The organism is Parendozoicomonas sp. 209JJ7-1, from assembly GCF_058147085.1.
The window spans coordinates 17,933-33,979 of record NZ_JBYVJU010000016.1; the positions used below are offsets into that span (position 1 = coordinate 17,933).

The 16,047-nt window shown below is 51.1% G+C and carries 12 protein-coding genes; 7 read left to right on the top strand and 5 right to left on the bottom strand.

Going from position 1 to position 16,047, the window contains the following annotated elements:
- Window positions 1-69 precede the first annotated feature (69 nt).
- From ACY2RQ_RS15460 to ACY2RQ_RS15475, 4 genes are all read left to right on the top strand, one after another.
- Window positions 70-2,058, top strand: a complete 1,989-nt coding sequence (locus ACY2RQ_RS15460; RefSeq protein WP_490113887.1) for a hypothetical protein — start codon at window positions 70-72, stop codon at window positions 2,056-2,058.
- A 169-nt stretch (window positions 2,059-2,227) separates the two neighbouring features.
- Complete coding sequence (gene tcdA / locus ACY2RQ_RS15465; RefSeq protein WP_490113888.1) at window positions 2,228-3,043, top strand: tRNA cyclic N6-threonylcarbamoyladenosine(37) synthase TcdA; 816 nt, start codon at window positions 2,228-2,230, stop codon at window positions 3,041-3,043.
- Window positions 3,044-3,192: 149 nt separating this feature from the next.
- Window positions 3,193-3,762, top strand: a complete 570-nt coding sequence (locus ACY2RQ_RS15470; protein WP_490113889.1) for an HD domain-containing protein — start codon at window positions 3,193-3,195, stop codon at window positions 3,760-3,762.
- Window positions 3,763-3,868: 106 nt separating this feature from the next.
- Window positions 3,869-5,233, top strand: a complete 1,365-nt coding sequence (locus ACY2RQ_RS15475) for an anthrax toxin-like adenylyl cyclase domain-containing protein (protein WP_490113890.1) — start codon at window positions 3,869-3,871, stop codon at window positions 5,231-5,233.
- A 79-nt stretch (window positions 5,234-5,312) separates the two neighbouring features.
- Here the strand turns inward: ACY2RQ_RS15475 and ACY2RQ_RS15480 are convergent, their stop codons facing one another.
- The gene (locus tag ACY2RQ_RS15480) at window positions 5,313-7,481 is read right to left on the bottom strand and encodes a hypothetical protein (RefSeq protein ID WP_490113891.1); all 2,169 of its coding nucleotides are present in this window, start codon (window positions 7,479-7,481) and stop codon (window positions 5,313-5,315) included.
- An 859-nt stretch (window positions 7,482-8,340) separates the two neighbouring features.
- Entirely contained in the window at window positions 8,341-8,997 is a 657-nt protein-coding gene (locus ACY2RQ_RS15485; RefSeq protein WP_490113892.1) for a histidinol-phosphatase, read from the bottom strand.
- Window positions 8,998-9,267: 270 nt separating this feature from the next.
- On the opposite strand from ACY2RQ_RS15485, the gene rppH reads away from it, so the two are divergent.
- Window positions 9,268-9,747 carry an RNA pyrophosphohydrolase gene (gene rppH, locus ACY2RQ_RS15490; protein ID WP_490113893.1) on the top strand — a complete coding sequence of 160 codons (480 nt, stop codon included), beginning with the start codon at window positions 9,268-9,270 and terminating at the stop codon, window positions 9,745-9,747.
- Window positions 9,748-9,784: 37 nt separating this feature from the next.
- Window positions 9,785-12,061: a phosphoenolpyruvate--protein phosphotransferase gene (gene ptsP / locus ACY2RQ_RS15495; RefSeq protein ID WP_490113894.1), complete on the top strand. Its 2,277-nt coding sequence runs from the start codon at window positions 9,785-9,787 to the stop codon at window positions 12,059-12,061.
- Window positions 12,062-12,080: 19 nt separating this feature from the next.
- Here the strand turns inward: ptsP and ACY2RQ_RS15500 are convergent, their stop codons facing one another.
- The 3 genes from ACY2RQ_RS15500 to ACY2RQ_RS15510 all read right to left on the bottom strand — a co-directional run bounded on the left by ACY2RQ_RS15500 (window position 12,081) and on the right by ACY2RQ_RS15510 (window position 15,132).
- A complete protein-coding gene (locus tag ACY2RQ_RS15500; RefSeq protein ID WP_490113895.1) occupies window positions 12,081-13,328 on the bottom strand; it encodes a hypothetical protein in 1,248 nt (415 codons plus the stop codon).
- A gap of 271 nt (window positions 13,329-13,599) precedes the next feature.
- A complete protein-coding gene (locus ACY2RQ_RS15505; protein ID WP_490113896.1) occupies window positions 13,600-13,923 on the bottom strand; it encodes a DOPA 4,5-dioxygenase family protein in 324 nt (107 codons plus the stop codon).
- A 408-nt stretch (window positions 13,924-14,331) separates the two neighbouring features.
- Window positions 14,332-15,132 (bottom strand): NRDE family protein, encoded by an 801-nt coding sequence (locus ACY2RQ_RS15510; RefSeq protein WP_490113897.1) that lies wholly within the window; start codon window positions 15,130-15,132, stop codon window positions 14,332-14,334.
- A gap of 113 nt (window positions 15,133-15,245) precedes the next feature.
- Between ACY2RQ_RS15510 and ACY2RQ_RS15515 the strand changes: the two genes are divergently transcribed.
- Complete coding sequence (locus ACY2RQ_RS15515; RefSeq protein ID WP_490113898.1) at window positions 15,246-16,046, top strand: sulfite exporter TauE/SafE family protein; 801 nt, start codon at window positions 15,246-15,248, stop codon at window positions 16,044-16,046.
- Window position 16,047 lies beyond the last annotated feature (1 nt).

Sequence of the window (16,047 nt, forward strand, 5' to 3'; positions counted from 1 at the left end):
GCTCTCTGGTCTATCTTTATTTCCCTTTTTATTACCACTGACTGAACAGTCTTTATGAAATTTGTCTTTATGAGATTTCTCCAACGCAGCAATACCTTCCTGGAACTCATCAGTGGTTTTCTCGTTATATGGACAGGTGTCTGGATTGTTGTGGTGGGAATGCTATTTTCACCTGTTGTTCTTGCTGGTGGTGGAGACAATGGAGCCAAGCAGAAAGCCAGGGAGGGGAGCAAAGAAGAGCAGGAGAAACTGCTGAAGCAATGGGTAGAAGATGGGGGTCACTATCAACATGAGGACGACCAGTTGACCAGTATTGTTCTTCTTGGGGAGACCCAGAGCCTGCCGGTGACAGGAGCCTCCCGAACCAAAGCAGAGCCTCTTGTTTCGTTGATACCCGTAGGCTCTGATGACGCTATGAGCACAATTTTTTGCTCAATGGCTATGTATGCCAGAAAGGAGCCGGATCTTCCGACGGATATGTCCCCATTTTTGTCATTGCCTCCAGGGGTGCAGGCTCAGGCCCGGGATATTGTGGTGGTTGATGAGGCAATGATGGAGCAAACCTTCCCCCGCCTTAATAAAGCCATGAAAGTTCAGGGCGTGGAAGGAAAAGAAGTTTATAACGTGAACCTGTCACGACTTTCCCGGCATTTCCTGACCTATCGTGTACTTTCGTCCCTGGAAAGATATATCCAGTACCGTCTGGATGCGGAGCTGGACACAGAACAGACGGTTGCGATGATGGTAAGGACGATTTTTGCCTCTCTGGTGGACAGGGTGCTGGCAGCCATGGAGAGCCGTAAAAAATCAGTCGCCATGCTGGAGCTTCTCTGGGATAGCGTTCAGGGGGAGGCACGTTTTCAAGGTAAGGGTACAGCAGCGCAGGTAGCGGAAGGAGAGGTGATAGCCGGAATGATGGAAAAAATGGAAATCTTTGACCGGGCAGAAGTCATCCACCATGAGCAGGGTATGAATGTTTTCCAGAATTTGTTCCGTTACCAGGGCGTTGATATTTTCACCACGCTATTGCCGGAAAAGCTGGGAGAAAAGACACTGGCTTTGGGGAAAAAATATCCCCTGACCTACGCAATGCTGCAGATGCTGGGGCATGATGAGTTTCGCCCATGGTTATTGAGGCATTACAAGCAGGGCATGCAGCCCGGGAGTGTCACCAACGAAAAGATTGTGAAAGGAATTAAAAAGCGTAAGAACTCTCTGAATGTCTCTGCCCTGGGGGGGGCTTTGGAGGAAAGTATTCGTGAGCAATGGGACCAGGGGGGTATTGATTTGACTCTTGCAGCTGGAACATTACTGCATGCCCTTTACCGGCAACGAATGTTTCTTTACAAGCTGACCCGCCCATTTTATCCGGGTATTCGCCCCCGGGATTTACAGGATATAGATAAAGCCTATCAGGATATTCTCGCTTCAGGAGCGAATGGTGATTCAGAGGCTGACCGGAAAGTCACAAAGCTGCTGACAGAACTGAATCAGATGATTATAGAGGCTCCGGTGGAAGAAAGTGCCGCTCGTAAAAAACTGGCGGTTGGCGCAGTGATGGGCCTGATAGAGATGCCAGTGATGCTATTTCCGGTGATAGAAACCCTGGACAAGGTGAAACAGAATGGGGGAAATATTATCGAGTTTTTCTCCTGGCTGTCCAGCGTGCCGGAAACGGCGAATGACAGGGACACTCTTTATGGCAACAGCGCCATGATGGACTGGAGTGTTATCCATCTGTTGCCGGATATTCATACAGCGGTGCCAGTTGCCGGTCTCCTGCATTATCGGTTGGTGGATAATGTAAACAGAAGTGGTGGTGTAGAGGATGAGACTGCCCGAAGATCGTTTCCCGGTAAGTACTGCAAGGTTCTGCAGAGTTTGAATATACCAACGGAATGGTGTTTTACAGATGTATTGCCTTCCGTCCCGAATAACGCTGCAACGGCGGTGACTGATATTCAGAAGACAGTCTCTCCTCTAGTAATTGACACCGAGATGATAAATGTTTCCAAACGAATTGTTCCCACTCTAAGGGATAAAGTTTGCAGTTTTTGATGCGTAGAAAGATATATTCACAAGGTTGTAAAGAAAAAAGGTCAGAGTAAGCGGGCGGGGAAGCAGACGTATGGAATGTACTCCGTAGTAAGGAGAGGCTTGTCAGTAGAGCGATGGCCTGTGGCTGGATAGTGGTATAATCGGCGGATTTCCCGGTGTTGTTTGTATCATGTCTTCAGACACTTATTCCTCCCGTTTTGGAGGGACCCGTCGCCTGTACGGTGCTCAGGTTACCGATCATCTCAGGCTGGCCCATATCTGCGTGATTGGAATTGGCGGTGTTGGCTCGTGGGCGGCGGAAGCCCTGGCCCGCAGTGGCGTGGGTACAGTGACCCTCATTGACCTGGATGATATCTGCGTGACCAACACTAACCGGCAGATTCATGCTTTGGTGGGAACGGTTGGGCAGTCCAAGGTTGAGGTGATGGCCACCCGGATGCGGGAGATTAACCCGGAAATGACCGTGCTGGAGGAAGAGGATTTCATAACACCCGATAATGTGGGTGACTACCTGGATGACCGGTTTGATTATGTACTGGACGCTATCGATAATTTCCGGGCCAAGGCCGCCATTATCGCTTACTGTAAGCGCAATAAAATTCCGGTAATCACCGTAGGCGGAGCCGGTGGGCTGGTTGATCCGCTGAAGATACGGGTGGCGGACCTGACCAAAACCTTTCAGGACCCTTTGGCAAAAAAGGTAAAGGATTTTCTTCGTTACCGATATAACTTCTCGAAGAATCCCAGGCGGCGCTTTGCGGTAGAGTGTGTGTTCTCCGAGGAAGCCGCCCGTTATCCCCAGCCAGATGGCAGTGTCTGTGAGCATAAGCCGGACAGTTCGAAAGACGGTTCCGGAGGCTCCATGAAAATGGACTGCTCCAGTGGTTTTGGTGCGGCCACAATGGTGACGGCAACATTCGGTTTTGTGGCTGTCGCAAGAATTATTGAAAAGTTATCGCTGAAGCTTTCCAGGGAAAGTCAATAGCCTCGGCAGTGATGTACAATCAGTAAAAATCAACCAGCTGAACAAGAAATAAACCGGCATGGCACGGTCACTTTTTCAAGCCACTATGCCGTATAGCCATAGCCTGTTCCAAGGGATGATAACAGGCTGAAAACTGCGGGAGAGCAGACATGTCAGATACCAGTGTGTTAGTCCACATTCTTGACCTTTATCGTCACCATGGCAACCAATGCTATGGAGACGATGTCAGCCAGTTGCAGCACGCACTTCAGGCTGCTGAACTGGCGCGAACGGATGGCCAGGATGAAGAGATGGTCGCGGCGGCCTTTCTCCATGATATTGGCTACCTGCTGGAACTGGAAGAACGGGCGTCCATGGGGGGCTATGGTGCTATGGCCCACGATAAACGGGGCGCGGAATACCTGGCGGATGCCGGTTTTTCTGAGCGGGTAGTGGCGCTGGTGGCCAGCCATGTTCAGGCCAAGCGTTATCTGTGCGCTATTGAACCCGGCTACCATGATGAACTCTCTGCCGACAGCCGTAAAACCCTGCAGTGGCAGGGAGGGCCTATGTTCGTTGAGGAAGTGTCCGATTTCAGCAGTCGTAATGACCTTAAAGATGTGTTGGCCCTGCGTCGTTATGATGAGCAGGCCAAAGTGCTAAATCAGAGTCCTGGCAGCCTGATAGATATTGAAAATCTCCTGTCCCGGTTGCTGGCCCAGCAGGCGGCTGTGGCCTGAGTCCTGAGTCCTAACTACCTGGTTACGGGGCAGGGATGAAAATCCTCCCTGGGTGTCCAAAAAGGGTTATCTCCTGTCGGGCGGTTACCTATCTATGCAGAAAAGTATGCAGAAAAGTTTACGGTGCACCGCTGGTGTTTATCCATCAGCAGTGCCCCTGTTTCCTTCCGCTTCTCCCAAGGCTTCGAGGCTGTACGGCCGACGTACAGTTTCCCCGACCATTGTGGATATTTCCTGTCCCCGGGAGGTTGGTGGTCAGGGTGGCTTTTTCCCCAGTCGGGGTGTGTTTCCGGGGCATGTTTCTGGGCATCATAAAGAAAGCCGTGAATCTCTCAGCCAACTACCTCTCAGCCAGCTAAAAAGGGGAATTATCCCGGTACCTGCAAGAAACAGTGGGCTGGGGGAAGTGTGCGCAGATAAAAGGCAGGGACTGTCCCGAGAGCAGTTGCTGGATATTATGGCGTTGACCAGGGAGGAAAATATACTGGCGGCTTTCAGATTTATTCCACCAGCAGCCATGATCTATATGAAATCCAAGCAGGGAGCTGTTGGCAAGCCCCTGGATGTATCTATTCATACCGCTGACCAGGGTATTTTTTCCAGCTTGATTCCGAAGGATCAGCGTTTCCGGAAGCGGGGGCAAAGCTCCTTGCGGCACCAGCGAAGTAGAACGGCACATCTTATAAGGAAGCAGGTTGTTCGGTACATTCCTCTGGTGATGACCAGGGAGCAGTTGGAGTTCAGCAGGCTTGCGGGAGATATAAATATTACCGGCCCGGATAGATCCCTGAAACGACATAACTTTGGCTTCTATTACATTAAGGAGCCGGAACAGGAGTTCAGGGTTGTGGAGCAGGACGATGGAAATTATAGCGTTCTGTTCAAAGATGAGCAGGGAGAGTTACAACCCTTTGAAGTGCTTGCAACACAGGAAGGAAAGCGGCTGGTGTCGGATATGGATCCGGTTTTTATCGGAATGCATGGGAATCAGTGGGATGATTTTTATCTTGATCTTCCCAGTATTCCCCTCTCCCGACTTGGTTCCGGCTCTGACTCAGAGAGTGATTCTGATATTTTAAAGGACATGGATCCGGAGCTTGGTAATATTACCCCGAGAGCGAAAAGGTATTATCAGGCGATTAATGACAAATTGGGTATGCCGATTATCCGGCATGGCCCTGAGTCCTATAATCCAAAAGCCAAAGCAGGCAATCTTGTTCCCTGTGTCGTATTTAATCCGGGCTTACTGAAAGAGCGTCCGGAGTATTTTATTATCAATAACGCTGATGAAATTGTTGACCTGTTTGAAGAGTGTGGCAGGGAACAGGTGAAAATGCCCGCCCATCCTTTCTGGAAGAAGATCAACACCCGTCGGGGAAGTGTGTATGAGGCGGCTATTGCCAGCAGTCTGTTGGCGAGTATTAAGCCGCCAAAGCTTCCGCCTTCGATAGCCACTACATCATTTCAATGACATGATGTAGTGGGTTTACGCCCCTCTGGCTGGCAGCCTGCCTGCCGTACTTACTACTGACCTGCTGAAAAAACCGGGTTTACTGTTCCGTATCCATTTCCGAATCCATAACCGTTTCTATATCCCTGTCCATGAGCTCCTCTGAGTCCGTGTTCCCTAAATCTACATCCGTTCTGCCCTGTCGTGCCTGTGACCGTTTTTTCTTCCATACATCTTTAATTTTCTTTCTGTGTTTAATGCCACAGGCAATGCATGTAGTACCCGTTGCCATAGTTGCCATAGCAGCTAAGCACAGAGCACCACCGGCAATGTGAGGAGCATAAGAGCCATGACGGCCACCTGAACCTGTTGGTGACGCACCTGGAAGCATCGTTGACCTTGAATACATTCGGGAAGTTGTTGGCTTAACAGTGGTTTTTCTGGAGCTTTCTGGCGAAGGCGTTGCCAACAGGGTAGATGTTGCCAACTGATGAGTTACTCCTGAACCGTCCTGTTCCCCAAATATGATATTAGTTGACCCTGACCCTGACCCTGATTCTGTTGAAGCCGTTGGTTGAATAAACCGATTTATACCCGTTACTCCAGGGGTAAAACGCTGAAACTCTGCGCAACCGCCGAATTCCGGCAGATCAACGCGCAGCGCAGTGATGCCGTCCTGAGTAGAAAGCGAGACGCTATCCAGCGGTAGCAGCTCAACGGTAAGCGCAGAGTCATTCAGGCTCTGCCCCGGTACAGAAATGTTCTTTACTGACAGGGAGTAGTGCCTTTCAATTTCTTCACCCGCTGGCAGGTCTATATCTGCTGTCCAGTCGTCCAACTGACCGGTTATCAGGTCATAGCGCTCTAGATGTACTTGAGAGCGGTTATTCCGGGCTGTGTAGAAATACGCATTGTCTTTCCCAAAAGCTATAAGATTGCACTCTGGGAAATAAGATTCGTTCAGATCATAGACCTGCTTCCTGGTGGCGCTTCCGTCACTAAGCTGATAACGAGTAATCGTACTTTTGTCCTCCTGGCCAGATCCTGAGCCTGACTCCTGGCCCGATGATGAGGTATGGCCTGATCCCGGCTCTGGATTCTTCTCCAACATCCAGACCCCGTCGTATCCATCATCCTGATCCAGATACAGGGGCTGTCCGGGCAGGTTCGGCCACTCTTCCACTTCGATTTGCCGGGAAGTCTGACGTTTGTCAATCGGGAACCTGGCCAGCATGGCTCCCTGTTGCCCCGGCAGCCGGTAGAGGCTGGTGAGGTGGGTTTTGTTGATCTGCTGGGAAACCGGCAACCCCCGGAGCAGTGAGCGATTAACCCCTCTTACTGGCGCCTCCAGCAGCAGGGTGCCATTTTCGACTAACCCCTGACCCTGGATAGTTCCTTTTTTTTCAGTTCTTTGTAAACGGGTAACACGGATCAGACCCCGGCCGTCGCTATCATTTCTTAAGGGGTAACGCTGCTCGCTGACCAGATAGATGGAACCATCGGAGTCCTCTGCCAGAGTCAGCAGCCGCTCGTGGGGAGAGTGACAGGTTTCATTACACGGCCAGTTCCCGGGGCTGCAGAATGTATCGTGAGCCTTGTGCCAGTCCTGAATACGGGTAGTATTAATCTCTTCAAAATTGCCGGGTAAACTCAAGCAGGATGTGCCATTGGCATCATAACCGGCGAGATCAACAAAACCATTGATCAGTGCATATCTGTTATTTAGAGTGTTATTTTCTACTGTTCCGCAGACTGGCATGCCGCCAGCATCCCCGGAATATAACCACAGGTTGACCTTTGCCCCCGTGAGCCAGCCAAACGCAGCTCCCTGTCTTGGGCCACCAGCTTTTATGGAAACCCCCACCTGAGTCAGATTGTGGCGACCAAGATGGTAGATTCCGACCCCCCCGCCAGCCCCGGCACCGCCGCTGGTACTGACGTCCACGGTTGTATTAGTCTGAAACAGTTCACTGCTTCCCCCTATTGCAAATCCAAACCCTCCCCCGGCACCTGAAAAACCACTTATGGCCTTTGCCTTGACATGAACACCATCCTGCCTCAGAACACTTCCACGCCCACCATTAAGTATTCCTGCCCCTCCCCCGGCACTCGCACTGTAACTTGCTATATCGACTTCAATGTCGGTATCCTTCTGGATCAATGTTTGATCATTTCCTGTCATATACCCGGCTATGCCCCCGCCACTCGAATACCGGGACTCCCACCCCTCTATCCATCCGAGATAAGCATTCCCGTTTGTAGTACGCATTGAGCCTCTTACCCCCTTTTGGATCAATGTGTTGTTACTTCCACCAAGTCTCCCGAACATTCCCCCAACATCCGACCACTTGCCTGAAGTTGACACCTGGACGTCGGTCTTTTCCTGGGTCACATTTTTGTGAGAATCGGTGAACACAGGCTTCAGACCACCGGCAGGTCTATCGACACCCTCGGTTACTACTGTGATGTTGCCTCTTGGCGCGCTGCGCCGTTTACGCTGATAACGGGTCAGGGGAGGAGTGCTGTCGGGGGACTTTGCTCTGGTCTGAGTTGTGTTATGGGCGTTTGCGCTATGTGTCCCCCTACGGCCCTGGGTTGGTGGACGCCTCTGTTCAGGCCGTGGTCCATGGAAGGAAAGGAGTTCCCTCTGATGTTTTGGAGGAAGGCTGATCCGAACAAGTGTTTCATTCGGGGCCAGTGCCTTGCCACTGATATTGCCACTGGGGGTTCTCGCGTTGAACGGGTAGCCACAACCGGAACAGTTGTCCCCACTAGCTTTGCCTGTGAAGTTAGACAGGACTGTCGTGGCTGCCAGAAAGCCTCCGGCCGTTGTATTTGTGCCGTTAGTACCACAAATAGCAGAATCTGTAAGGAATATAAAAAAGCAGCAAACAACCCACGAGCAGCAACAGCTATCTTTGCTTAACCAGCTCATTTTCATCGTCCTGCTACTATTCAACGGCTGCAGAAGATCGCTGAGAATAGTTCATGCAAAGAACTGAAGAAAGGTTATCTGGAACTGGAATCAGGGCTGTTTTTGAAAATCGGACTGGTATGCAAAGTTCGTATACAAATGCCGGATAGCTGAAAGTCTGTCCGGCATTTGTATCTGGCTTTTATCTTATCGATTATTTCAGGCTGATTATCGGCCAGCCACGTTTCTCGGCCTCAGCTTTCAGTTTGTCATCCGCATCAACGGTGACCGGGTTGCCGACCTTTTCCAGTAATGGCAGGTCATTGATGGAATCGCTGTAGAAGAAACACTCTTCAATATTATGGCCGGGGTTCTGCTCCAGCCACTTATGGAAGCGGGTGATCTTGCCTTCCCTGAATGTCAGCACGTCTTTGTACTGGCCAGTATATTGTCCGTCTTTTTCTTCAAGCTCTATGGCCAGCAGCTCGTTGATCCCCAGGTGGTTCACAATGGGTTCGGTGATAAAGCGATTGGTGGCAGTAATCACCAGCAGAGTATCTCCCCGCTTTTTATGCTTGCTTATCAGTTCTGGGGTACCCGGTTTAATAAGGGGGAGAATCACCCTCTTCATAAACTCTTTGTGAATGGTGTCCAGCTGTTGCCGTGGATTATCGGCCAGAGGTTTGAGGGAGAAACGCAGGTATTCTTCTATATCCAGGCAGCCCTTCTGGTACTGCTTATAAAAATAGTCATTGGTTTTCTGGTAGAGCTGAAGATCCACAACACCTTTTTCTACCAGGAACTCACCCCAGGCGTGATCGCTGTCGGTATCTATCAATGTGTGATCAAGGTCGAAAATAGCTACGGTCACAGCTGTCCCCCTGCTTTATAAGTCTAAGACGGGCATGATAGCGGGCAAGTGAACAGAAGCAATGGGGGATATGTCATCTGCCCGCCTTAAACTCTGGCTATTATATTATCCGGGCGAGGGCCTGTTGCGCATTAAACCTCAACAGGTCCTGAAAACGGTTATGTTATTAAGTGAACAACTGGTAAGCATATTGACAATGTCTCCTTGTGGTTTGCCGAAATGACACTGTTTGTGGAACAATGCGGTAATTAGATTTACCAAGGCAACCACGTGATTGATGCTGAAGGATTCAGGCCCAACGTCGGTATTATCCTCGCCAATGAGCGCGGGCAGGTACTGTGGGCCAAGCGAATCAGACAGGACGCGTGGCAGTTTCCCCAGGGTGGAATTAATGGTGATGAGACACCGGAAGACGCGATGTACCGGGAGCTCTACGAGGAAGTAGGACTGGAACCGGAGGATGTCAGGATTCTTGCCTGCACCCGGGGCTGGTTACGCTACCGGCTTCCCCGTCGGCTGGTTCGCAGGGACAGCAAGCCGTTGTGCATCGGACAGAAGCAGAAGTGGTTTCTGCTGCAGCTGGTCAGTTCCGATGAGCGGGTACGGGTTGATATCTCGGACTCACCTGAATTTGATGGCTGGCGCTGGGTCAGCTACTGGTTTCCTGTTGGTCAGGTTGTAGCCTTCAAGCGGGATGTATACCGCAGGGCCATGAAAGAACTTGCACCACGTCTGTTACAGGGACTGTGATCGACAGAGAGGGAATGGATTGGCAGAGGGAGTGAGCATGCTCAGCACGCTGCGCAGAATCGTCCAGGAAGTAGGAGCAGCCCGTGATCTGCAGGCTGCTCTGGACGTTATTGTGCGCAGTGTCCGCATGGCCATGTGCACGGAAGTCTGTTCCGTTTACCTCTACGATGACGACTCCAGCCAGTACACCCTGATGGCTTCCGAAGGTCTGAACCACAAGGCGGTCGGGTGTGCCAAACTGGCCCGCTCTGAAGGTCTGGTGGGGCAGGTTGGCCTTCGGGAGGAACCCATCAATCTGGAAGATGCTGCCGCGCATCCGAAATACCGATACCTGAAAGAGACCGGGGAAGAGCGTTATCGCTCTTTCCTCGGTGTTCCTATTATTCATCACCGAAACCTTCTGGGGGTGCTGGTCGTCCAGCAGACTGCCCAGCGGCGTTTTGATGAGAGTGAAGAGTCATTTCTGGTGACTATGTCGGCCCAGCTGGCCGGGGTGATCGCCCATGCGGAAGCCACAGGCTCCCTGCACCTTACCCGTAAAGAAGATGAACGACCGTACCAGTCCCGCTTTCAGGGGGTGGCTGGCTCTCCGGGTATTGCCATTGGTACAGTTGTGGTGATGGCCCCGCCTGCGGATTTGTCTGCCGTTCCCGAGCGGGAAACAGCCAATATTGGTGATGAATGCCATTTGTTCCGTAATGCTCTTGTGAGTGTTCGCGAGGAGATGCGCACCACCGCCAGCAAGCTTGCGGACAGAGTACCAGCTGAAGAGCAGGCGCTGTTTGATGTTTACCTGCGTATGCTGGATGACAATGCGCTGGGTGCAGAAGTCGAAGCGGGGATTAAACAGGGACAGTGGGCCCAGGGAGCACTGAAGAAGGTTATCAGCGAGCACGTCAGCCATTTTGAACTGATGGATGACCCCTATCTGCGTGAAAGGGCTGTTGATGTCCGCGATTTGGGGCACCGGGTACTGGCGGTGCTCCAGCAGCAACAGAAAGATGATGTCATCTGGCCACAGCGGGCCATTGTCGTAAGTGAAGAACTGACGCCCGCCATGTTGGGGGATATTCCCAAGGATCGTCTGGCTGGTCTGGTGTCTGTTCAGGGTTCCGGTAATTCCCATGTGGCGATTCTCGCCCGGGCCATGGGCGTGCCCACTATTATGGGGGCGGTAGATCTTCCCTGTGACCAGCTGGAAAAACGGGAAATGATTGTTGATGGTAATCTGGGGCGGGTTTATGTCTCTCCATCTCCGGAACTGCTGCAGCAATACCGTGGTCTGGAAAACGAAGAACAGGCATTTATTGAGGGACTTGAGGCTCTGAAAGATGAGCCTTGTATCACGCCGGATAATTATCGTCTGCCTCTGTGGGTCAATACCGGCCTGATGAGCGATACCGTCCGTTCCCTCGACCAGGGCGCAGAAGGTGTGGGCCTGTACCGAACGGAAGTGCCATTTATGGTCCGTGAGCGTTTCCCCAGTGAAAAAGAGCAGGAAGAGATTTACCGCGAGCAGTTAAAGAGTTTTGCCCCCCGCCCGGTCACCATTCGAACCCTGGATATTGGTGGCGATAAATCCCTCAGTTATTTCCCCATCGAAGAAGAAAACCCTTTTCTTGGCTGGCGGGGGATTCGGGTGACCCTTGATCATCCGGAGATCTTCCTGGTACAGGTACGGGCCATGCTTAAGGCCAGTGCTGGGCTGAATAATCTGCGGATTATGCTGCCAATGATTTCCGGCGTGCCGGAAGTGGAAGAGGCACTCTATCTTATTCACAGAGCCTACCATGAAGTACTGGCAGAAGGGCTGGCTATTGAGTTGCCTCCTGTCGGGGTGATGATTGAGGTACCGGCGGCGGTGTACCAGGTAAAAGAGTTCTGTCGTCGAGTGGATTTCCTTTCCATCGGCAGTAATGACCTGACCCAGTACATTCTTGCGGTGGACCGGAATAACCCCCGGGTTGCTGACCTTTACCACAGTTATCATCCGGCAGTTCTACAGGCCCTTCATAAAGTGGTGCAGGATGCCCATGGTGAAGGTAAGCCGGTGTCTATCTGTGGAGAAATGGCCGGTGACCCAGCGTCAGCGGTGTTGCTGATGGCTATGGGGTTTGATGTTCTGTCCATGAATGCCACAAACCTTCCCAGGGTAAAGTGGGCATTACGCAATATGCCTCTGTCTGAATCCAGAAGCCTGCTTGAGGATGTCCTTGAGATGGACAACCCACGGGTGATTCGCAGTGCTGTAGAGTTAGCATTGCGTCACCGTGGGCTGGAGAAAGTGCTCCTTGGCCGGGTTGAGGCTGTTTAGCTGTTACTCTTTTCAACTGCTAAGCCTTCTTCTGGCGATCCATTTCCTGTTCCGTTTTGTAGGATATTTTATCTGCAATAGCGCCACACAGGCGGAGATCCCTGATATCTTCAAGCCAGGTTGTATGATCAAAGTCCGAGTAATCACTTACCCGTTGTTCCAGTCTTTCAAATTCACGTTCCAGAATCCTGACGGAGTTATTAAAACGTTTTTCTCTTTGCAGCCACTCAGCATGACTGAAAGGATTAGCTGAAGTGAGCCAGCTCATCATTTTTTCCGTTATCCCGGAAGATGCATGCTTTTGACGCCAATGTGATGTTGTTTGTAGTTGCTCTCTGGCCTTCTGTACAGATATTCTGGTTTCCTGAAGCTGTTTATGAATATCCTCTCTTGAGATACATATCATGTGATGGAAGGCGTGTTTCGGGAACAGATAGTGGGCAATAAAGTTTGTATAAAAACGTTTCAGGGCAGACCACAGACCATGGGAATGGAATGTATTGGAAACAGCGCCAAAGCTGCGGGTCGCCAGGGCTTTCTCTTCAAAGTAATCCACGAAATTTCCCGGATAACCTGTTTTTTTGAAAATATCGAAAACAAACCGACTGCAATCCTCACCAAAAAGGTGGAAGGTTAGCGGAGCGCCGTTTCTGACGCTCTTTTGTTTCAGGTTCTTCAGGTGCTGCTCGATTTCCCCGGCTTTCTCATCATTTAACACAAAAGTTACTGAAGGGTGGTCCTGGTAGCTTTCTCCGAATTGCTTGTACAGGCGGGGTTCATCAGCAACGTAGGCGGGGTTATGGCAAAGCAGGCGCATGCCCAGCAAAAAGTTACCCACGCCAAGAACCAAGGCTGTGAGTGGCAGGGCGACCTTCGGCATTGCGGCGGATATTTCCCTGAGTCTGAATGCTGTTTTCAGAGTGCCTTTGCTTCGGGGATATTTCCCGAGAACCATCTTGACTGTCTGATCCTGGTTCTCACCGGCTTTCGGGTTTGTGTAACACACATAGACATGGCGGATATCATGGAAGATGGTCAGGGTTTTGCGGTCTTTCAACGGTTTGTCAGCAGGAAGACGTTCTTGGCTGACAATACGACCGCCATCTGAGGCAGTGCCTTGAAAATATAATTGTCTGGAGCCTGCAGGAGTCCAGAAGCCAATCTGGTGCTGGCTGCCTGTATCATGTTTCTTGTTCAGCTCCTGTTGCCACTCATGCCCATAACCCTGAGCCGTTGCTCCCCAGCCTGTTATGACTTGCTGATTCATGCGCTGTCTCCGAAAATTCTGAAAATATCGGAATTAAGACAACTGGATTCTGTAAGAGTCCGAACAGCAGGGTAACAGCAAGGTCAGGTCGGTTAACCTTCTGGAATATGCCAGGGCAAACCGAAAATACGAATACTACTGATGAGAGAGTTGCTCTTTGAAGGCAGTGACTGAAGGTGTTTGTGGTAAAGCTGCTTGTGGTAAAGCTGTCGTTGGTGCTCATGGCCGTTCTACCTGAGAATGCACCCAGGTAGAATAGACCGGAAACAAATCAAAGGCCGCTTAAAACAAGATCGCGTGGCTCGCCGAGAAAAAAGGCATATGTTGTATGGTCGGCGAGGTCATCGTCAGTAACAGGATGAACAAGGATATTCAGGTCATTGCGGTTGAAGTTCAGCCAGGGAATCAGTTCTCCAAACAGTTTTGCCGAGAAAGCCAGCTGACAACTGCCACAGGGGTGGGGACCTACGGGTTTTCGGTGCATTCTCCCGACTTTGATGGGGAACTCTTCCCCTGCTGCCAGGCATAATTTCTCGGCCTGCTCAAAGCTGCTTTCATCAAAATAAATATGAGCGTGATAGCCGTGGTTTTTCATTGATGACTCTCTGTTATGGGGACAACCTCCGCCTCTGTTTGGTAAGAGGTTCAGGCAGGGCTGAAAACATTATTATTTCCCCGGAAACTATCTGTTCGCAAGAAGCAGAATTGCACAACTGTATTGCAGCAGGTCTCAACCGGCACAGATAAATTATTGTTGCTGTTCTTGATCTTCCTCGGCCAGGTCGACAAGGTGTTTGGTAATTTCCATCATTTCTTAAGGTTCGGTGTGTTTCCTTCCGTAAACCCGGCCATAACCACGGAAGGTAAAACCAGGCACACGGCGCACAGCCAGCGTATAGATGAGTTTGTCATACACGCCCTTTTCTCAGGTTATAAAAAAGCTGGCAGAAATATAGCTGAATTTCTGACGACTTTCGGTGCTGTTGCTTGAGACTGGAGATGATCAGTCTGTGGTGGCGCAGGCCTGGGCTTCTAAAAGCCAGTTGGCGGGCATGGAAAGAGTTTGGTGGGTTGACATACCGGGTTCACCACCGGGTTCATAATACTGTTCGTGCCAGTGCAACTGACCGGAGCGGTTCAGTATCAGCGCGGCACTGTTACGGGTGCCGTAGGCCGGGGAAGAAATAAAACAGGGAGCCAGCATACGCTCCCAGACCGGATCGACTCCGGTATCCGGTAGTTCATTATCGGGGGGGCGATGGGTGTCGTGAAGCAGTTCAATCAAATGCTTCGAAGAAAGAGCGCTGTTATTCAGAGCGTGAGCAAGAAGTTTTTTCAAACGTCGCACTTTTGGCCAGGGGGTGTTCAACAGGCCGTTGCTTAAGCCGTAAAGCCCCGGCTCCAGTTTCCTGATCACGTCATCCCGGTTGGAGTAGTACCAGAGACCGGTGTTATCGGCGAGCAACAGGTTAAAACCTGCATAGGAACTGCGACGTTCATGAATGTTCTGTAAATGGACTTCTGCACCTATGGAATCGGTCAGGAACTGGGTGATCAGTTCACCTCTGGTACGTTCACCACTGCTTTCAAGCTCCCGGTAGTTGGTGATAGCCGCCAGTTTGCCTGTTTGGTTTATGGCCAGCCAGGTACCGCCTGCCTGTATATCCCGGCCACCAAAAATATCGGGGAGATCCTCCCAGAAGTGAGCTTTGCGGGCCGGGCGCTGGTAGTATTCATCACGGTTAGCAAGCAAAACCAGAGGGGTGTCGCTGTCAGGGTTCCAGTTCAGGGTAATAAGGCACATCGAACAGTCTTTTGTAATTTTTCAGTCACGGTTACGCTGGCTACGTTACACGACTCTTGGTTGGGTTGCACGACACCTGATCAGACTCTACTTCATCAGGGTTGTTATATTTCATGGAATTGGTGCAGTTTGCAGGATTTCTGGTGACCGGTGCTGTAGCGGGAACCATGGCCGGGTTGCTGGGGGTTGGTGGCGGGCTGATTATTGTGCCGGTACTTGTGCTGGCTTTCGGGATACAGGGAATTCCGGCCGAAATTGCTGTTCATATGGCTGTGGGAACCTCCCTGGCCACAATTATTCCTACATCTATCAGTTCAACACTTGGACATTATCGCAGCGAGGCGGTGCTCTGGTCGGTTTTTCGTACCTTGACCCCCGGTATTGTTGTGGGCAGCGCTCTTGGGGTGGTTATGGCTGTCAGCCTGAGCAGTGACATGCTGGAAAGTTTGATAGGTATTGGTGCCATAGCTATGGGCGTGCGTTTTCTGCTGAACGGAAAGGGAGAGAATGAACGCCCCCAAAAGCTGTTGCCACCAGTGATTATGGCGGGATGTGGCGGGCTGGTGGGATTTTTCTCTGCACTGTTCGGTATTGGAGGCGGAACAATGACTGTACCGTTTCTGAGTCGTCTTGGAGTACCTATAGGGAGAGCTGTTGGTACCTCCGCAGCCTGTGGCGTACCTATTGCTGTTGTTGGGGCTGTGGTTAATATGTTCCTCGGACAGAGTATCGGGCAGTTGCCACCATTGAGTACAGGGCTGGTTTACTGGCCGGCATTTGCCGGTATAGTACTGATGAGCGTGCCTTTTGCCCGGGTGGGGGCGCTGCTGGCCAACCGTTTGCCGGCCAGTGTGCTTCGTCGTGTGTTTGCTGCGTTTCTGTTTATTGTTGGACTGACGTTTTTAATGAAATAAC

Excerpts from the sequence above, each read along its gene's own strand:
- ACY2RQ_RS15460 (WP_490113887.1), top strand. The coding sequence starts at position 70 with ATGAGATTTCTCCAACGCAGCAATACCTTCCTGGAACTCATCAGTGGT.
- tcdA (WP_490113888.1), top strand. The coding sequence starts at position 2,228 with ATGTCTTCAGACACTTATTCCTCCCGTTTTGGAGGGACCCGTCGCCTG.
- ACY2RQ_RS15470 (WP_490113889.1), top strand. The coding sequence starts at position 3,193 with ATGTCAGATACCAGTGTGTTAGTCCACATTCTTGACCTTTATCGTCAC.
- ACY2RQ_RS15475 (WP_490113890.1), top strand. The coding sequence starts at position 3,869 with ATGCAGAAAAGTTTACGGTGCACCGCTGGTGTTTATCCATCAGCAGTG.
- ACY2RQ_RS15480 (WP_490113891.1), bottom strand. The coding sequence starts at position 7,481 with ATGCGTACTACAAACGGGAATGCTTATCTCGGATGGATAGAGGGGTGG.
- ptsP (WP_490113894.1), top strand. The coding sequence starts at position 9,785 with ATGCTCAGCACGCTGCGCAGAATCGTCCAGGAAGTAGGAGCAGCCCGT.
- ACY2RQ_RS15500 (WP_490113895.1), bottom strand. The coding sequence starts at position 13,328 with ATGAATCAGCAAGTCATAACAGGCTGGGGAGCAACGGCTCAGGGTTAT.
- ACY2RQ_RS15505 (WP_490113896.1), bottom strand. The coding sequence starts at position 13,923 with ATGAAAAACCACGGCTATCACGCTCATATTTATTTTGATGAAAGCAGC.
- ACY2RQ_RS15510 (WP_490113897.1), bottom strand. The coding sequence starts at position 15,132 with ATGTGCCTTATTACCCTGAACTGGAACCCTGACAGCGACACCCCTCTG.
- ACY2RQ_RS15515 (WP_490113898.1), top strand. The coding sequence starts at position 15,246 with ATGGAATTGGTGCAGTTTGCAGGATTTCTGGTGACCGGTGCTGTAGCG.